Genomic DNA, 15,314 nt, shown 5'->3' on the forward strand with positions numbered 1-15,314 from the left:
GTTTTCGACGGGGTCAGTGGTGGCCGGGCAGCTTCGCGACGCGCACAGAAAGGTCGTTTCATGACGGTTCCGAGCCTCTCCCCGATGGACCGGACACAGGTCATCGGACTGCTGACCGGCGGATGGGTCGCCGCGGGTTGCGCGGCGGTGGCCGAACTGGCCATCGCCGACCTGCTCGCCGGCGGGCCACAGCCGGTTTCCCTGCTCGCCGAGCGCAGCGGCACACTGGCGGATCCGCTGTACCGCGTGTTGCGAGCGCTCTCGGTCGTCGATCTGCTCGTCGAGTCGGCGGATCAGGTTTTCGCGCTGGCTCCCGCGGGTCACGCATTGCGCACGGACGTCGCGCATTCCTTGCGGGAGGTGGTGCGTCGCGGGGGTGGACCGCTGGCTTCGCCGGCCGCCAGGCTCGTGGAGAGCCTGCGGACGGGCCGATCCGCGGCCGAACCCGTGCTCGGCACGAACGAGCCACCACCGGCACTTGACGACGACCAGGTGCTCCGTGGTGCCCAGCGGCTGGCCGAGATCTCGGTCGACGGCGGAGTCGGCCTGGTGCCGTTGCTCGGCGCGGCCCCTGCGGTCACCGGAACGGTACTGGTAGAGGGGCATCTCGCCGAGACCGTCCGGCGGAGGATCGAGGAGGCGGGGCTCGGCGAGCGATGCCGGGTCGTGGTGGGCGATCCGTCCGGCGAACTTCCCGGCGCGGACCTGTTCGTCCTGTCGCGGTCGCTGCGTCACTGGGACGACGAGACGGCGGGGCGAGTGTTGCGGGAGGTCCGCCGGGCCGTCGGCGCGAACGGCAGGCTGGCGGTGTTCGAACGGATCGTCCCGACCACCCCCGCGCTGCATCCAGTGAAGCTCGAGGACCTGTTCCTACTGCTTTCCGGGCCGGGGCGGGAGCGGACCGAGGTGGAATTCCGGAAGCTGTTCGACGCCGCGGGATTCGAGGTGACCGGACTCGTCGAGCCGCCGGTCGACCCGCGGGCCGAGTGCCGCCTGGAGGCGACGGCTCGATGAGTTCAGACCGCTCGCAGATCGCCGAGCGTTCCTCCGAACGCCTTGATCACCGCGTCGGTGCGGTCCTTGGCCTGCAATCGTACGAAAATCGCGTGCAAATGAGCTTTCACCGTGGATTCCGCGAGCCCGAGCTTCCGCGCGATCTGCCGGTTCGAGAGCCCGCCCCTGGCGAGCAGCTGCAGCACCTCGTTCTGCCGCTGGGTGAGCCCGCTGATCCGTATCACTTCGGCGCATTCGTTGTCTTTTTCGACGGCCGCGAGTTCTTCGAGAACGGTATCCGTGTGAAGGTGACCGACTCGCTGAAGCGGGATGGTGTGCTCTTCCCCATGAAGCATCCCCAGCGCGTAGTTCAGCAATTCGGTCGCCGCGGCCTGACATTTGGCTGCCTGCGCCAGCATGGCCAGCGCCAGTTCGCGCGTGTCACCGCGTTGTGGAGAAACCAGCATCGTGATCCCTTCCGCTCAGGGGGGACGCGCGAACCCCAGAACATCGCGTCGCCACCGACGCGGTGCCGCATCGCCCCCGGCCACACTATTCCGCCTCAAGTGGGCTTGAACTCAACACCTGCGGCGCTTTTCCGCCGGACCGCCATGGCAAGAAACCCCGAACGGCCTAACCTCGATTAAGGAAATTCGCATGAATGAAAAAGTTCCCGTGAAACACGTCACCATCACCTCGGAAATCCAGCAATACGTCGTCGGCAGCGGTCTCGTCCAGGATGACGTCCTGCGCTGGATCGTCGAACGGACCCAGGAGCTGGGCAGGCCCGCGATCCAGCAGATCGTGCCTGAGGAAGGGGCGTTGCTGACCCTGCTCACAGGGCTGACCGAGGCGCGTTTCGCCGTCGAAGTCGGCACGTTCACCGGCTATTCGTCCTTGTGTATCGCCCGCGGGCTCGCCGAGGGAGGCACGCTGCTGTGCTGCGACAACAGCGAAGAATGGACGCGGGTGGCACGTGAGGCATGGCGGAAGGCCGGGGTCGAGGACAGGATCACCCTCGAACTGGCCTCCGCCACCGAGACGATTCGCGCGCTGCCCCGCGAAGAGCATATCGATTTCTCCTTCATCGATGCCGACCTGCGTAATCACGCCGAATACTTCGACGAGCTGATCGTGCGGACCCGCCGGAACGGGGTGATCGTCATCGACAACACGCTGCTGCGAGGTCGGGTGGCCCACCGTGAACGTGACGAGGACGCGGAGATGGTGCACGCGTTCAACGAGCGGCTGCTCGGCGACGACCGGATCGAATCGGTGCTCCTGCCGTTCCACGACGGAGTCACCGTGGTGCGGAAGGTCGGCTGAGGCGCCACCGAGTCTCGCGTGGACGGTGCGACCGGTGTGTGAAGGGCTTCACGATCGCCGGGCGTTGCGTTCAAGCGCACTTGAAGCGGCAGGCTGTGGCCGAGCGGCCGGGGTTCACGGCTGTTCTTTTCGTTCGTCTTCGATGAACGATTCTGCTCAGCCTGCCGAGGGAGAAGAGAAAAAGTGGTAAACGTGGCGGAAGAGGCCCCGGTGTCGGCGGACCGCGCGAGGTCTGGCTGGACCTTGGCTCTGCTGCTCATCGCCGGGTTCACGTACGGCATCTCGTCGGTGATGGTGATTCCCGCGCTCGGTGCCATCGGGGAGCGTTTCGGGGTCTCGACGGGCACGGCGTCCTGGGCGCTGACGATCAACCTGCTCGGCGGCACGGTGGTGACACCGTTGTTCGCCCGGCTGGCGGATCAGTACGGGCGCAAGAGGATGCTGCTCGTGGTGATGGGCGCGCTCGCGGTAGGCAGCCTCGTGTGCCTGGTCGCCGGTTCGTTCGCGATGCTGCTCGCGGGACGATTCCTGCAGAGCCTGGGATCGACCGTGTTCCCGATCGGGTTCGGCGTGATCGGCGCGACCCAGCCCGCGCGCCGCGTCAAGCTGAGCATCGGGCTGCTGAGCGCGATGACCGGGCTTGGCGGGATCGGCCTGCCGATCGCCGGGGTGCTGGTGGATCAGCTGGGGCTGGCGACTTTGTTCGTCCCGGCGCTGGTGCTTTCGGTACTGGTCCTCGGCGGGCTGGCCGTGGTGCTGCCGCACGAGCGACAGGACGGTGCGGTCGCGCGGATGGACTGGCTCGGCGCGGGCGTGCTCGCCGTCGCGCTGACCGCGGTGCTGCTGGGCATCGATCGAGGGCCGGAATGGGGCTGGGGTTCCGCGCCGATCGTGTTCCTGCTGGCCACGGGCGTGGTACTCCTGCCGCTCTGGGTGCTGGTGGAACGCCGCGTGGTCGCTCCACTGGTCAACATGCGGGTGTTCGTGCTGCGCCCGGTGCTGATGAGCAATCTCAGCGCCTTCTTCGTGGGGTTCGGGATGTACGCGGCGTACGTCGTGATCCCGCAGATCGTCGTGGCACCGGTCGCGACCGGCTACGGCTTCGGCGGTTCGGTGACGCTGGGCGGTTTGGTCCTCCTGCCCGCCATGGTGCTGCTGCCCGTGGGCGTGCAGCTGGCGACCCGGCTCGCGCGACGCGCCGGTTCGCGGACCGTGCTCCTGCTGTCGATCGCGCTGATGATCGTGGCGTTCGCGTGGCTCGCCGTCTCGCGCGGTTCGCTCGGCGACCTCATCGCCACCGGTGTGCTGCTGGGCTTCGGTGTCGGCGCGGCCTATGCGGTGCTGCCGAACGTCATCGCCGCGTCGGTCCCCGCCGAGGACCTCGGGGTGGCCACCGGGATCAACCAGATCACCCGGGCCATCGGCGGGGCGTTCGGCACCGCGGTGTCGGCCACCCTGCTCGCGGCGAACAGCACCGCGAACGGAGCTCCGTCTTCGACCGGTTACACGGTCTTGTTCGTCGTCCTGGCGGCCGGTACGGCGCTCGCCTGCGTTTCGGCACTCGGTCTCGCGGGCGAACAAGCGGAGCGGAGCGCCGGCGTGTAAGGCTGGGTCGGCGGTGTTGTGAAAGCCACTTTCACAACCTTCAACGTTGCGAAAGTGGCTTTCACAACATCCGGAGCCGGTACGTTGGCGAGCGAGCAGGACACCCTGCCCTTCACCAAGGTCCGGGGTTGTCAAAGCCAGCCGACTCGCTCCGCGACGTGCACCGCGTCGACCCAGTTGTGGGCGTCGAGCTTGGCGATGATGCGGGTGAGGTGGTTGCGGACGGTTCCCTCGACGAGGCACAGCTGCGCGGCGATCTGGTCGGCGCTCATCCCTTGCGCGGCCAGTCGCAGTACGCTCCTTTCCCGCCGGGTCAAGGGGTTGTCGCCGACAGCGGTGGCGGTCGCCATCAGGTCGGAGCTGATCACCCGCTGTCCGGTGTGGACACTCTTGATGCCGTCGACGAGTTCGGACAGCGACGCGCTTTTCCGCAGGAAGCCGTGCACGCCCACGGCCAGCGCTTCGCGTACCAGCCCGGCGCCGTCGAGCGCGGTGAGCACGAGGATCTTGCACTGCGGGCGGAAGCGGCGCAGTTTCACGGAAACGGAGAGACCGCCTTCACCGGGCAGCCCCAGATCCAGCAGCGCTACGTCCGGCTGAGTCTGCTGGGCGAGCGCGAGTACCGTGTCACCTCGCTCGGCCTGTGCCACGACGAGGATTTCCTCCTCCGCGTTCAGGAGCGCGACCAATGCCTCACGCACTACGCGCATGTCCTCGGCGACCAGAACCCTGATCACGACAACGCGTCCTCCAGTTCGCATACCGGGCCAGTGGGAAGACCGGTCCGTCGGCATCCGGTGCCGGGCACCGTGACAGTGAGGGTGAACCGGCCGTCCTCGAGTTCGGTGCCCAGGGAGCCGCCGTATTCGTGAACGCGGGTGGAAAGGCCGTCCAGCCCTTGTCCTCGCGTGGCCGGTGATTTGGCGATGACGCCGTTGTTGACCACACGCAAGGTGAAGGTGCCGTCCTGCTCGCAAGTGGTGATGACGCATGACGTGGGATCGCTGTGCCGGACGATGTTCGTCACCGCTTCTCGCAGCACCCAGCCGAGAACGGCTTCCGTGCCGGGAGGAGGTGCGTGCTCGTCGCGCAACTCGCAGCGGACCCCGATGGCTTCGAGCAGGCCCACCGCTCCCGACAGTTCTTCGGTGAACGTGGGCTTTCGTGAGCCGTGTGCCACCGCCCGCATGTCGGCGAGCACCTCCTCGGCCGTCCGGTGGATCTCCAGTAGTTGGTGCCGGGTGGCGGCGATGTCCTTGGGCGCCATGCGATCGGCCAGTTGTGCTCGGAGAGCGATCGAGACGAGGCTCTGGCCCAGGCTGTCGTGGAGGTCGCGGGACATGTCCGCGCGTGCGTCCGCGGCGGCGAGCGTGGCAAGGTAGCCCCGCGCTCGTGCCAGCTTGTCGGCGAGGTCGCCGATCCTCAGCAGGCATTGGAGCAGGAGTCCGGACAGCAGCATGAGGACGCCGGCGAGCAGGCCTCCGGCCCAGCTGGGCGAGACCCAGCCGAGTACCGCGCGGCAGACGACGGCCAGGAACACCAGCCACGACCAGGGTGGCCGTAGCAGGATCAGGACCAGCCAGCCCAGGATGAGATCCGCCCCTTGCCAAAGCACGCCGAGCCACAGGTGTGGTAGGAGGGTCACCGCTGCCTCGAACGTGAGCATCGCGAGTGCCGCGCCGGGGTGGTCGCGAACGGCCCTCGTCCGGAACGTGACGCCGAGGCAGAGAAGCGCGGTGGCCACGACGAGGAGCAGCCCCACTTGGATCGCGTCGCCGGGGCTGCCCTTTTCGACCAGCGGCCACAGTGTCGGGACTGTGACCACCAGGGTGGCCATGGCCGCGGCGGCGGCGGTGCGGGCGAGCGTCGTGGACCGCGTCGGCGAGGTCCGGCGCCAGTGCGGCAGAGCGCCTCGTCGCCTTCGCACAGCTGTCATGGATCCCCCCATGGTGATTACCGGCTTCGCGGTGAAGTATCCGGCCGTTCGAGTCCGGACGACGGCCTTCGTCCAGATATACATTAGCGTCGGCCGTCGGGGCACGTACCCGTATCGACCGGGTGTAGTACGTATCCGGCGTGGGTGACGTGCGCATTAATGCATAGGTCTCCTGATGAGTGTCAGAGGTGCGTTGGTGGCACGGTTTCATGCGATAGAGCACCGAGTGGCTCGTGCACGGCCGGTACCAGGTGTAAATCGAAGGTTGTAGCTGGGTCGCTTGGCCCCTTTGGATTCCAGAAAGTCAACCCGATAAAAGGATGTGCGAGCGTCACGTGGCCGGTTTGGGCCATTCGGTCGAGTCTTGGCTGCCGCCGGGGGCGTGGCCGATTCGGTGGTGGCACGCTGCTGCCGTTGCCCGGATCTCTTCCGGTCCAAGAAAATGGCCCGTAGCAGCCTGATAACCGTGAATGATTCATGGTTTTCCTTGCTGTATTCCTCCGTTCGAGGGTTATTGATCGGTTAGGGCTATGCGCACATGTACATGTTCCGGTTAGCATGAGATCGCGGTGCGGATGATTCGAGCGTGCCGATCCGCAATCGACTATCGAGGAATGCCCACAATCACCTATTAAGGAATGTGACGCATCATGTCGACCAAACATCTCGAGCATGTCAACCACGATCACGAGCACGGTGAAGGCTGCGGTCACGTGGCTGTCCCGCATGGCGACCACGTCGACTACGTTCATGATGGGCACCTCCACGTCCGGCACGGCGACCACTACGACGAATGCGAGGTCACCGGCCACACGACCCACGTGGAGCATGCGCACGAGCACGGTGAAGGCTGCGGCCACGTGGCCGTCCCGCACGGCGACCACGTCGACTATCTCCACGACGGGCACCGTCACGCGGCACATGCCGGGCACTACGACGAACACTGAGCAAGGGGAAATGGGGCGGGCGGCGGAGTCGCTCGGCCCCATTTCCCGTGCTGTGAAGCCGAATCCCTGGTTGCCGATTTCGTCGAGAAGGAGCGGGCCCTCGTGATCCCCGGACTGGAGTTCGACAACGTCACCTTCCGGTATCCCGAACGCGACGACCTCGCTCTGCGGCGCGTCTCCTTCAAGATCGGCCCCCGGGAGACCGTCGCGGTCGTCGGACCGTCCGGTGCGGGGAAGAGCACGCTCGTGGCTTTGGCGCTCCGGTTCTTCGACCCGGGCGAGGGCGAGATTCGCCTTGGTGGCCGGGCACTGAGCGGTCTGCCGCTCGCCGAGATCCACTCGACGATCGCGGTCGTTTCACCGGACACCTACCTTTTCTTTGGGAGCGTCCGCGACAACATCGCGTTCGGCAGGCCCGACGCCGGCGAGGCCGGAATAGCGGAAGCCGTCGCGGCCGCCGGTCTCGGGGAGTTCGTCGACGGACTGCCGGAGGGGCTGGCCACTCCGATCGGCGAACGTGGCGTCAGGCTGTCCGGCGGTCAACGCCGGCGGATCGGGATCGCCCGCGCCTTGCTGAAGAACGCACCGACCCTGCTGCTCGACGAGGCGACGTCGAGCCTCGACGCGGACACCGAATCGGCGGTCCAGGAGACACTCGACCGGGTAGCGGGGGACAGGACGACGCTGGTGATCGCCCCTCGGCCGTCGACCATCCGGAACGCGGACCGTGTCGTGGTCCTCGAGCACGGCGAAGTCGTGGAGCAGGGCACCCCGGCCGAACTGCTCGAGCGGGACGGCGTCTACGGCAGGCTGGTACGTGCGCAAGGAGCTGTCACATGACCGGCGGAAACCGACAGCGGCGTCGTCCTGTGCGGGGTCCTTTTCGGACTGTCCGGGGCCGCCCGTAGCCGTTCTGCCGACGAGCCCGCCGGATCGAGCGTCGCCGGCTGAGCGGATCCGCTCGACCGTCTGCTGATCCCTGCCGGATGGGTAGGGTGAGCAGATACGGCATCGAGGGGAACTGGCTGGGCGGCATGGACGAAGCAGGGTTGTTACCGATCGGCGAGGTGGCGGAGAAGTTCGGCATCCGAACCTCGGCGCTGCGCTACTACGATGAGCTGGGCCTGCTGAAACCAGTCGAGCGCAGGGCGGGGCGCCGGTGGTACGGGGCGGCCGAGCTCCGGCGGCTGGTGCTGATCCAGCTCTACGCCGACAGCGGGCAGATGCCTCTGCGGGATGTCGCCCGGATTCTCATGGCGGAGCCGGATGACCGCGTCTCGCACGAAGTGATCGAAAAGCACGTCGACGCGCTCGATCGCCGGATGGCCCAGCTGGCCGGCGCACGGCACCACCTGCGGCACCACCTGACCTGCGAGCATGACAACCCGAGCCGGTGCCCGGCGCTGGAGGAGGACTTGCGGAATCGGGTCGACGAGATCATCGGCTGAGCGGTGATGACGGCGCGGATCAGCCGAACCGGACTTCGGGGATCGCCGTCATCAGCCGTCGAGACGTTCGCGCGGGCGTACGTTTCGTAGGCGAAACGCCGAATTTGTCCACAAAGGACAGCTGGGTGACGGATAGCTCACAGTCCAGCTGGTGAGACGGCGGCGCGAAGACTGGGTGGGACGGTCTTCTTTCTTTAGGGTCCCTGATCGTCACCCGATCAGATGAACCCGAGTAGGTGCTGTGCCCGATCCTTTGCTGCTGCCCGAAGGCATCCCGCCGACGGCGGCGCGTTCCCTGCCGTCCGCGGTGTGGCACGCGGTCCGATCCAGTGGATGGACGTTCACCTGCGCGATCGTCGTGGTGCTGATCCTGGCCATGGCGGCCGCCGCCGACCTGCTCGTCCTCATCGAAGGACAGAGCCTGACCCCGGACATCGCCAACCTCGGGCCGACCGGGCTGCCCGACGGCCCCCTGGGCGGTGTCAGCGGAACCCACTGGTTCGGGGTGGAACCGTTGACCGGGATCGACCTGTTCGCGCTGGTCGCCCACGGTGCCAGGACGTCGTTGCTGGTCGGACTCGGCGCGACGGCGCTGGCCACCGTGCTCGGCGTGGTGATCGGGGCCAGTGCGGGCTATCTCGGCGGCTGGTGGGATCGGGTGGTCACCTGGACCGCCGATGTGATCCTGGGCTTCCCGTACCTGATCTTCATGATCGCGCTCGGCGCGATGGCGCCACCGGACTTCCCGCGCCTGCCCCTCCTGATCGTCGTACTGGGCGTCTTCGGCTGGCCCCGGGTCGCGCGGATCGTCCGCGCGCAGACCCTTTCGCTGAGCGGCCGCGACTTCGTGTCGGCGGCCAAGGTGATGGGCGGGGGACCCTGGCACGTCTTCACCCGCGAGCTGCTTCCGAACCTGTGGGCACCGGTGATCGTCGTGGCGAGCCTGTCGATCCCGTCGATGATCGGCAGCGAGGCGGCGCTTTCCTTTCTGGGGGTCGGTGTCCTGCCGCCCACTCCGAGCTGGGGCCGGACGATCAGCACCGCGATCGACTTCTTCGAGACCGATCCGCTGTACCTGGTGTTCCCGGGGCTGATGCTGTTCCTGGTCACGCTGGCGTTCAACGTCGTCGGCGACGCGGTGCGTGACACGCTCGACCCGCGGTCGGGAGGCAGGCGCTGATGCGTGCCCTGCGCTTCGTGCTCGGCCGGTTCGCCGGCATGGCGCTCGTCCTGCTGATCGTCACCTTCGTGACGTTCGTGGTCTTCTACCTGCTGCCCGCCGACCCGGCCCGGATGGCCTGCGGTCGGCCCTGTTCCCCGGAAAGCCTCGCGCTGGCAAGGGAGTTCATGGGCTACGACGCGCCGTGGTATCGGCAGTTCGCCGAATTCCTCGGCGGTGTCTTCGCCGGGCGGACGTTCGGGACCGGCGTCACCGCGATCCACTGCGACGCCCCGTGTTTCGGCTACGACTTCCAGAACAACGTCGAGGTGCTGACGGAGATCGGCGAACGGATCGAGGTGAGCTTCTCCGTCGCGCTCGGCGCCGCGATCCTGTGGCTCGTCATCGGCGTCGGTCTCGGCGTGCTCTCGGCGCTGCGCCGGGGGAGCGCGGCCGATCGGATCACCATGGCGGTCGCGATGGCCGGGGTCTCCCTGCCCGCCTACCTCGCCGGGATGATCGGCATCACGATCTTCGCGTTCGCACTGGACGTCGTGCCCAAGAACGGCTACGTGCCGATCGGCGAGGATCCGGTCCAATGGGCCTGGCATCTCGTCCTGCCCTGGCTCGTGCTGGCCTTCCTGCACGCGGCGATCTACGCGCGGCTGACCCGGAGCCAGATGCTGGAGACGCTCGGAGAGGACTTCGTCCGCACCGCCCGGGCCAAGGGGCTCACCGAGCGGAAGGTCGTCGGCAAGCACGCGCTGCGCAACGTGCTTCTGCCGGTGGTCACCGTGTTCGGCGTCGACCTCGGCGCCTTGCTCGCCGGGACCGTGATCACCGAACGGATCTTCGGGATGGCCGGGGTCGGCAGGCTGCTGGTCGACGGCATCGCCTCGATGAACCTGCCCGTGCTGCTCGGCGTGACCTTGTTCTCGGCGGTGCTCGTGACGGTCGTGAACTTCCTGGTCGACCTGGCCTATGGCGCGCTCGATCCGCGAGCCCGCCTGATCTGAAGGGGAAACGATGAAACGCAAGGCTTTGCTGAAGGCGGTCGCCGGGGCGGTCGCCGTCACGACGGTGCTGACCGCCTGCGGCGCCAACGACAAACCGGTGGCGACCGGCGGCGAGGTCAAACCCGGTGGCACCGTCCGGCTCCTGAGTGACGGCGCCACCGCGCAGTACGACCCCGCCAAGAGCGGAAGCCTGGTGGTCACCGCGCTCGGCCTGGTGCACCGCAGACTGACCTCGTGGAAGGTCACGCCAGGGCAGGACACCACGATCGTCCCCGACCTCGCGACCGACACGGGCAGGCCGAGTGAGGGCGGGAAGACCTGGACCTTCACCTTGAAGGACAACGTCAAGTACAACGACGGCTCCCCGATCAAGTCTCAGGACATCAAATGGGGACTGGAGCGGACGTACGCGGCCGCGTTCTCCGGTGGCCTGACCTATCACAAGGACCTGCTGTCCCCGGGGCTGGCGTACAAGGGGCCGTTCGAGGGCGGCAAGGAACTCGACTCGATCGAGACGCCCGACGACAAGACCATCGTGTTCCACCTCGCCCGCCCTTACGGTGACTGGAACTGGATCGCGAGCACACCCGCGTTCTCCCCGGTGCCCAAGGGAAAGGGCGAGGAAGCGGACTACGGCAACCACCCGGTCGCGTCCGGCCCGTACGTGCTGGAGAAGTACGAGCGCGGCAAGGAGGCGAGGCTCGTCCGGAACCCGCACTGGGACCGGGCGACCGATGACACCCGCAAGGCCAACCCGGACACCATCGTCTTCCAGCTCGGCCAGGACACCAGCGTCATCTCGAAGCGGCTGATCGACGACAGCGGCGACGACCAGAGCGCGTTCAGCATCCCGTTCGCGTCTCCGGCTCAGCTGGCCCAGATCCAGGCGAACCCGTCGGCCAAGTCCAGGGTCGTCACCTCTGAATCGGGCGCGCTCGCGTTCCTCACGCTGAACACCCAGCGCGGCAAGCTCGTCGATCCGAAGGTGCGCCAGGCTTTCCAGTACGCGGTGGACAAGGCGGCGTACCAGGTCGCCAGTGCAGGCAACGCCCAACTCGCCGGGGACATCGCGACCACGTTGATCACCCCGGGCCTGAAGGGGCGCGAACAGTTCGACCTGTACCCGGCGCCGCCGAGCGGTGACCCGGAGAAGGCGAAGAAGTTGCTGGCCGAGTCCGGTCTGCCGAACGGTCTCGACGGTCTCGTTCTGGCCACCCGCAACGAGAACAGCTACCCGGAGAAGGCCGCGGCGATCCAGGCCGCGCTGGCCAGGGCGAACATCAAGATCACCATCAAGGTGCTCGACGAGGACACCTACACGTCCGAAGTGGACACCAAGGGGATCTCGGACTTCGACCTGACGCTGGCCTCGTGGCAGCCGGACATCCCGTCGGCCAACGCCAACATCCAGCCGCTGTTCCAGTCGACCGAGATCGGCAACGGCGGGGTCAACGAGTCGCGGTACAGCAACCCCGAGATCGACCGGCTGATCACCGAGGCGCAGGCGACGGTCGACCCCGCCGAGGCGGGCAAGAAGTGGGCAGCGCTGGACAAGAAGATCCTCGGCGACTCGCCGGTGGTCCCGCTGATCTACACCCGGAACTCGTTCCTGCACGGATCGAAGTTCGGCAACGTCGTGATCGGCCGGTTCCCGGCGTATCCGGACTATCGCCAGTTCGGGCTGATCCAGTGACCGGGGCCTCGCCGTCCGGTGGGCAGGCGGAGCCGGACGGCGAGGCCGCCCTGCTGGCCTTGCGCGACGTCAGTGTCTCTTTCGGACAGACCAGGGCGGTACGGTCGGTCTCCTGGTCGGTGTCGGCGGGCGAGGTCGTCGCGGTGGTGGGGGAATCCGGCTCGGGCAAGTCGGTCACCGCGCTGTCCCTGCTCGGGCTGCTGCCGCCGGAAGCCGAGGTCTCCGGCCGGGCGTTGTTGTCCGGTCGCGATCTCCACACGCTGACGCCGGACGAACTGCGCGCCGTCCGGGGCAACGAGGTCGGCATGGTCTTCCAGGAACCGATGAGCGCGCTGAATCCGGTGTTCCCGATCGGGGAGCAGCTGATCGAAGCGATCCGCACTCATCAGGACCTGACGCCGAAGGCCGCCCGGCGGCGGGCGCTCGAACTGCTCGGTCTGGTGGGGCTGCCCGCTCCCGAGCAACGGTTCCGGTCGTATCCGCACGAGCTGTCCGGCGGTCAGCTGCAGCGGATCGTGATTGCGATGGCGGTCGCGAACGAGCCGAAACTGCTGATCGCCGACGAACCGACCACGGCGCTCGACGTCACCGTGCAGGCCGAGATCCTCGAGCTGCTGCGGGATCTGCGCGACCGGCTCGGCACGGCGATCCTGCTGATCACCCACGACATGGGCGTGGTGGCCGACATCGCCGACCGCGTCGTGGTGATGTACGACGGCAGGGTGGTAGAGCAGGACAGCGTGGAGGCGGTGTTCACCGCGCCGCGCGAGGACTACACCCGGCGGCTGCTCGGCTCGGTGGTCTCGCTCGGCGCCGCGGCGACGGAAGGGGTCGAGCGGGTGCTCGTGGCGGAGCCCGTCGTGTCCGCCCGTCATCACGCCGCGACCGACCATCCCGCCGGCCGGTCGGTGCCGGACGTCCCGGCGGAAGCACCGCTGCTGGTGGTGGAAGACCTGTCCGTCACCTATCGAGGCCGCTTCCGGACGATGGCGGTCCGGGCGGCGGACGGGGTGAGCCTCCACGTCGAACCCGGCGAGATCCTCGGTCTCGTCGGGGAATCGGGGTCGGGCAAGAGCACCGTCGCCGGTGCCGTCACGGGGCTGATCCCACCCACCTCGGGCTCCGTCCGGATCGGTGGAACCGATGTCGCCCACGCGAAAGGGAAGACCGCCAAGGCGCTGCGCCGCCGGATCGGCGTCGTCTTCCAGGACCCGTTGTCCTCGCTCAATCCCCGGATGACCGTGGGGGACAGTGTGGCCACCCCGATCCGGCTGCATCGCACCCATCGCGGGTCCGAAGTGGACGATCGGGTCGCCGGGCTCTTCGAATCGGTGCGGCTTTCCCCGGATCTGCGCGGCCGGTATCCGCACCAGCTGTCCGGAGGGCAGCGCCAGCGGGTCTGCGTCGCCAGAGCGCTTGCTCTCGATCCGGACCTGCTGGTGGCCGACGAGCCGACCAGCGCTCTCGACGTCACCATCCAGGCCCGGATCCTCGAGCTCCTGCGAAGCTTGCAGAGCGAACTCGGGTTCGCCTGCCTGTTCATCAGCCACGACCTCGCCGTCGTCGAACAGCTCGCCGACCGGGTCGCGGTGATGCATCGCGGTCACGTGGTGGAGCAGGGGCCGACGAAGGAGGTGCTCACCGACCCGGTGCATCCCTACACCCACCGCCTGCTGTCGGCCGCGCCGGTCGCCGACCCCGCGGCACAGCGGCGACGGCGTGAAGCGTGGCGGCGGCTCCGGGCCGACGATCCCTTGCCTCCGAGCAGAAGTTCTTCCCGCACCTAGGACGTAGGGCGGAAGCCGGCTCAGCGACGGTAGTGGAGCTCACCACGCAGAGCGGGTGACGTGGGGCTGCCGCAGCGCTGCTCGAACGTCGCGTCGAGGGCCACGAGCCCCTCGGCGCCGCGTTCGATGCGGTCGATCGTGAACGTCGAGTAGTCGTCGACGCAGGCCAGGCCGTTGGAGACGGCCAGGATGTGTGCTCCCCCGACGTGGTCGTAGGTGCCGGCCCGCAGGTTTCCGGACGGTGCGGTGAAGTCGAGCGCGATGTGGTCGAACCCGCGGTCGGTCTCGGCGTCGACCCGCAGGGTGGCGCCGTTCTCCCAGAACCGCACCTCGTTCTCCGGCGAGGCGGTCCAGTGACCGCTTCGGCCGTCGACCGGGTGGGCGCCCTGTTCGGCTGTGAAGTCTAGACTCGCGACGGGCTCGGCGGCTGCGGCCGGAGCGAACACGGTGACCAGGCCGGCGGCGACGGCGAGCGTGGTGAAGGCACGACGGAACTTCATGGAAACCCCCAGTTTCAGCCGCTCTCCGCGGAGCGGTCCTCACCGATACTGCCGGGATTCCCGCTACCTGCCACGAGTAGAACTACTCAAGAACCGATCGGCGTCATGATCCACCGCGAAGCAGGCGAACAGCTCCCGAACCCCTCTCGACGGGACTTCTCCTGGCCCCCGTGCGTTCGCCCTCGGTGTCGGGCCGGGGGACGATGACGGCGTGACTCGGAAGCTGATGTTCCTGCTCGAACTGGTCCTCGCCGTGCTCGGTGTGGTCTGGCTGGTCTTGTTCCTCCGTGACCGGGCGTCGCTCGTCCCGTTGCTGGCGTGGGACGTGGTCGCGATCGGGTATCTCGGCACAGGCTGGCTGGAGATGCGCCGTGAGCTGCCCGCTCACGAGCCCGAGGATCTGCGCTCGCTCGCCGGTCCACGCTGGTACACGCAGCTCTTCGCGCTGATGATCAGTTGCACCGGGCTGGCCGGAGGTCTCATGGTGATCGCGAACCGTGGCGAGGACGAGAGCAGTCAGGCCGCCCAGGCGGTCGCCGCGGTGACGATCCTGTTGTCCTGGTCGCTGTTGCATTCGGCGTTCGCGCAGATCTACGCGCGGGAGTACGTCGCCGACCGGGGGCTGGACTTCCCGGAGTGCCCGGTGCCGCAGTTCACCGAGTTCCTGTACTTCGCCATCACGATCGGGACGTCCTTCGCGGTCTCCGACGTCACCGTCACCACCCGGCCGATGCGGCGTCGCGTCATCGCCCACAGCGTCGTCAGCTTCTTCTTCAACGCCGTGCTCATCGCCATCGCCATCGACTGGCTCAAAGGATGACCAGGCTGAGGATGCCGGGCTCGTATTTCTGAATCGATTTCGCTGAAATTCTCCGCCGGTTTTCGCAAACGCATTTCCGACACG

At 67.6% G+C, this 15,314-nt stretch carries 15 protein-coding genes; 11 read left to right on the forward strand and 4 right to left on the reverse strand.

What is annotated here, in order from left to right; translation table 11 throughout:
• The first annotated feature begins 60 nt into the window (after positions 1–60).
• Positions 61–1,014 carry a methyltransferase gene (locus tag B0293_RS04175; RefSeq protein WP_005153048.1) on the forward strand — a complete coding sequence of 318 codons (954 nt, stop codon included), beginning with the start codon at positions 61–63 and terminating at the stop codon, positions 1,012–1,014.
• A 2-nt stretch (positions 1,015–1,016) separates the two neighbouring features.
• On the opposite strand, the gene B0293_RS04180 is transcribed toward B0293_RS04175, so the two are convergent.
• Complete coding sequence (locus B0293_RS04180) at positions 1,017–1,460, reverse strand: helix-turn-helix domain-containing protein (RefSeq protein ID WP_005153050.1); 444 nt, start codon at positions 1,458–1,460, stop codon at positions 1,017–1,019.
• Positions 1,461–1,650: 190 nt separating this feature from the next.
• On the opposite strand from B0293_RS04180, the gene B0293_RS04185 reads away from it, so the two are divergent.
• Positions 1,651–2,319 carry an O-methyltransferase gene (locus tag B0293_RS04185; RefSeq protein WP_039916167.1) on the forward strand — a complete coding sequence of 223 codons (669 nt, stop codon included), beginning with the start codon at positions 1,651–1,653 and terminating at the stop codon, positions 2,317–2,319.
• A 192-nt stretch (positions 2,320–2,511) separates the two neighbouring features.
• The gene (locus tag B0293_RS04190) at positions 2,512–3,924 is read left to right on the forward strand and encodes an MFS transporter (RefSeq protein WP_052014325.1); all 1,413 of its coding nucleotides are present in this window, start codon (positions 2,512–2,514) and stop codon (positions 3,922–3,924) included.
• A 131-nt stretch (positions 3,925–4,055) separates the two neighbouring features.
• Here the strand turns inward: B0293_RS04190 and B0293_RS04195 are convergent, their stop codons facing one another.
• Both B0293_RS04195 and B0293_RS04200 read right to left on the reverse strand, forming a co-directional pair.
• Complete coding sequence (locus B0293_RS04195; protein WP_005153056.1) at positions 4,056–4,661, reverse strand: response regulator; 606 nt, start codon at positions 4,659–4,661, stop codon at positions 4,056–4,058.
• A complete protein-coding gene (locus B0293_RS04200; RefSeq protein ID WP_157376418.1) occupies positions 4,658–5,860 on the reverse strand; it encodes a sensor histidine kinase in 1,203 nt (400 codons plus the stop codon). The genes B0293_RS04195 and B0293_RS04200 overlap by 4 nt, the downstream gene beginning before the upstream one ends.
• Positions 5,861–6,510: 650 nt before the next feature.
• Here B0293_RS04200 and B0293_RS04205 point away from each other — a divergent pair.
• From B0293_RS04205 to B0293_RS04235, 7 genes are all read left to right on the forward strand, one after another.
• On the forward strand, positions 6,511–6,807 hold the full coding sequence (locus B0293_RS04205; protein ID WP_005153061.1) for a hypothetical protein: 297 nt from the start codon (positions 6,511–6,513) through the stop codon (positions 6,805–6,807).
• A gap of 102 nt (positions 6,808–6,909) precedes the next feature.
• Positions 6,910–7,647, forward strand: a complete 738-nt coding sequence (locus tag B0293_RS04210; RefSeq protein WP_005153066.1) for an ABC transporter ATP-binding protein — start codon at positions 6,910–6,912, stop codon at positions 7,645–7,647.
• A gap of 155 nt (positions 7,648–7,802) precedes the next feature.
• On the forward strand, positions 7,803–8,255 hold the full coding sequence (locus tag B0293_RS04215; RefSeq protein WP_005153068.1) for a helix-turn-helix domain-containing protein: 453 nt from the start codon (positions 7,803–7,805) through the stop codon (positions 8,253–8,255).
• A gap of 241 nt (positions 8,256–8,496) precedes the next feature.
• Entirely contained in the window at positions 8,497–9,435 is a 939-nt protein-coding gene (locus B0293_RS04220; RefSeq protein WP_005153070.1) for an ABC transporter permease, read from the forward strand.
• Positions 9,435–10,430: an ABC transporter permease gene (locus B0293_RS04225; RefSeq protein WP_005153077.1), complete on the forward strand. Its 996-nt coding sequence runs from the start codon at positions 9,435–9,437 to the stop codon at positions 10,428–10,430. The genes B0293_RS04220 and B0293_RS04225 overlap by 1 nt, the downstream gene beginning before the upstream one ends.
• A gap of 10 nt (positions 10,431–10,440) precedes the next feature.
• Complete coding sequence (locus B0293_RS04230) at positions 10,441–12,123, forward strand: ABC transporter substrate-binding protein (RefSeq protein ID WP_005153079.1); 1,683 nt, start codon at positions 10,441–10,443, stop codon at positions 12,121–12,123.
• Positions 12,120–13,910, forward strand: a complete 1,791-nt coding sequence (locus B0293_RS04235; protein WP_077241225.1) for an ABC transporter ATP-binding protein — start codon at positions 12,120–12,122, stop codon at positions 13,908–13,910. Before B0293_RS04230 ends, B0293_RS04235 begins: the two co-directional genes overlap by 4 nt.
• A 20-nt stretch (positions 13,911–13,930) precedes the next feature.
• Here B0293_RS04235 and B0293_RS04240 read toward each other — a convergent pair whose 3' ends face one another.
• Positions 13,931–14,410 (reverse strand): hypothetical protein, encoded by a 480-nt coding sequence (locus B0293_RS04240; RefSeq protein WP_005151644.1) that lies wholly within the window; start codon positions 14,408–14,410, stop codon positions 13,931–13,933.
• 211 nt (positions 14,411–14,621) lie between these two features.
• Between B0293_RS04240 and B0293_RS04245 the strand changes: the two genes are divergently transcribed.
• The gene (locus B0293_RS04245; protein WP_005151645.1) at positions 14,622–15,230 is read left to right on the forward strand and encodes a DUF1345 domain-containing protein; all 609 of its coding nucleotides are present in this window, start codon (positions 14,622–14,624) and stop codon (positions 15,228–15,230) included.
• The last annotated feature ends 84 nt before the right edge of the window (positions 15,231–15,314 follow it).

The organism is Amycolatopsis azurea DSM 43854 (genome assembly GCF_001995215.1).
In the GTDB taxonomy this organism is placed as follows: domain Bacteria; phylum Actinomycetota; class Actinomycetes; order Mycobacteriales; family Pseudonocardiaceae; genus Amycolatopsis; species Amycolatopsis azurea.

Coding starts and splice junctions, on each gene's coding strand:
- B0293_RS04180 (WP_005153050.1), bottom strand. CDS start 1,460: ATGCTGGTTTCTCCACAACGCGGTGACACGCGCGAACTGGCGCTGGCC.
- B0293_RS04200 (WP_157376418.1), bottom strand. CDS start 5,860: ATGACAGCTGTGCGAAGGCGACGAGGCGCTCTGCCGCACTGGCGCCGG.
- B0293_RS04185 (WP_039916167.1), top strand. CDS start 1,651: ATGAATGAAAAAGTTCCCGTGAAACACGTCACCATCACCTCGGAAATC.
- B0293_RS04240 (WP_005151644.1), bottom strand. CDS start 14,410: ATGAAGTTCCGTCGTGCCTTCACCACGCTCGCCGTCGCCGCCGGCCTG.
- B0293_RS04175 (WP_005153048.1), top strand. CDS start 61: ATGACGGTTCCGAGCCTCTCCCCGATGGACCGGACACAGGTCATCGGA.
- B0293_RS04230 (WP_005153079.1), top strand. CDS start 10,441: ATGAAACGCAAGGCTTTGCTGAAGGCGGTCGCCGGGGCGGTCGCCGTC.
- B0293_RS04205 (WP_005153061.1), top strand. CDS start 6,511: ATGTCGACCAAACATCTCGAGCATGTCAACCACGATCACGAGCACGGT.
- B0293_RS04225 (WP_005153077.1), top strand. CDS start 9,435: ATGCGTGCCCTGCGCTTCGTGCTCGGCCGGTTCGCCGGCATGGCGCTC.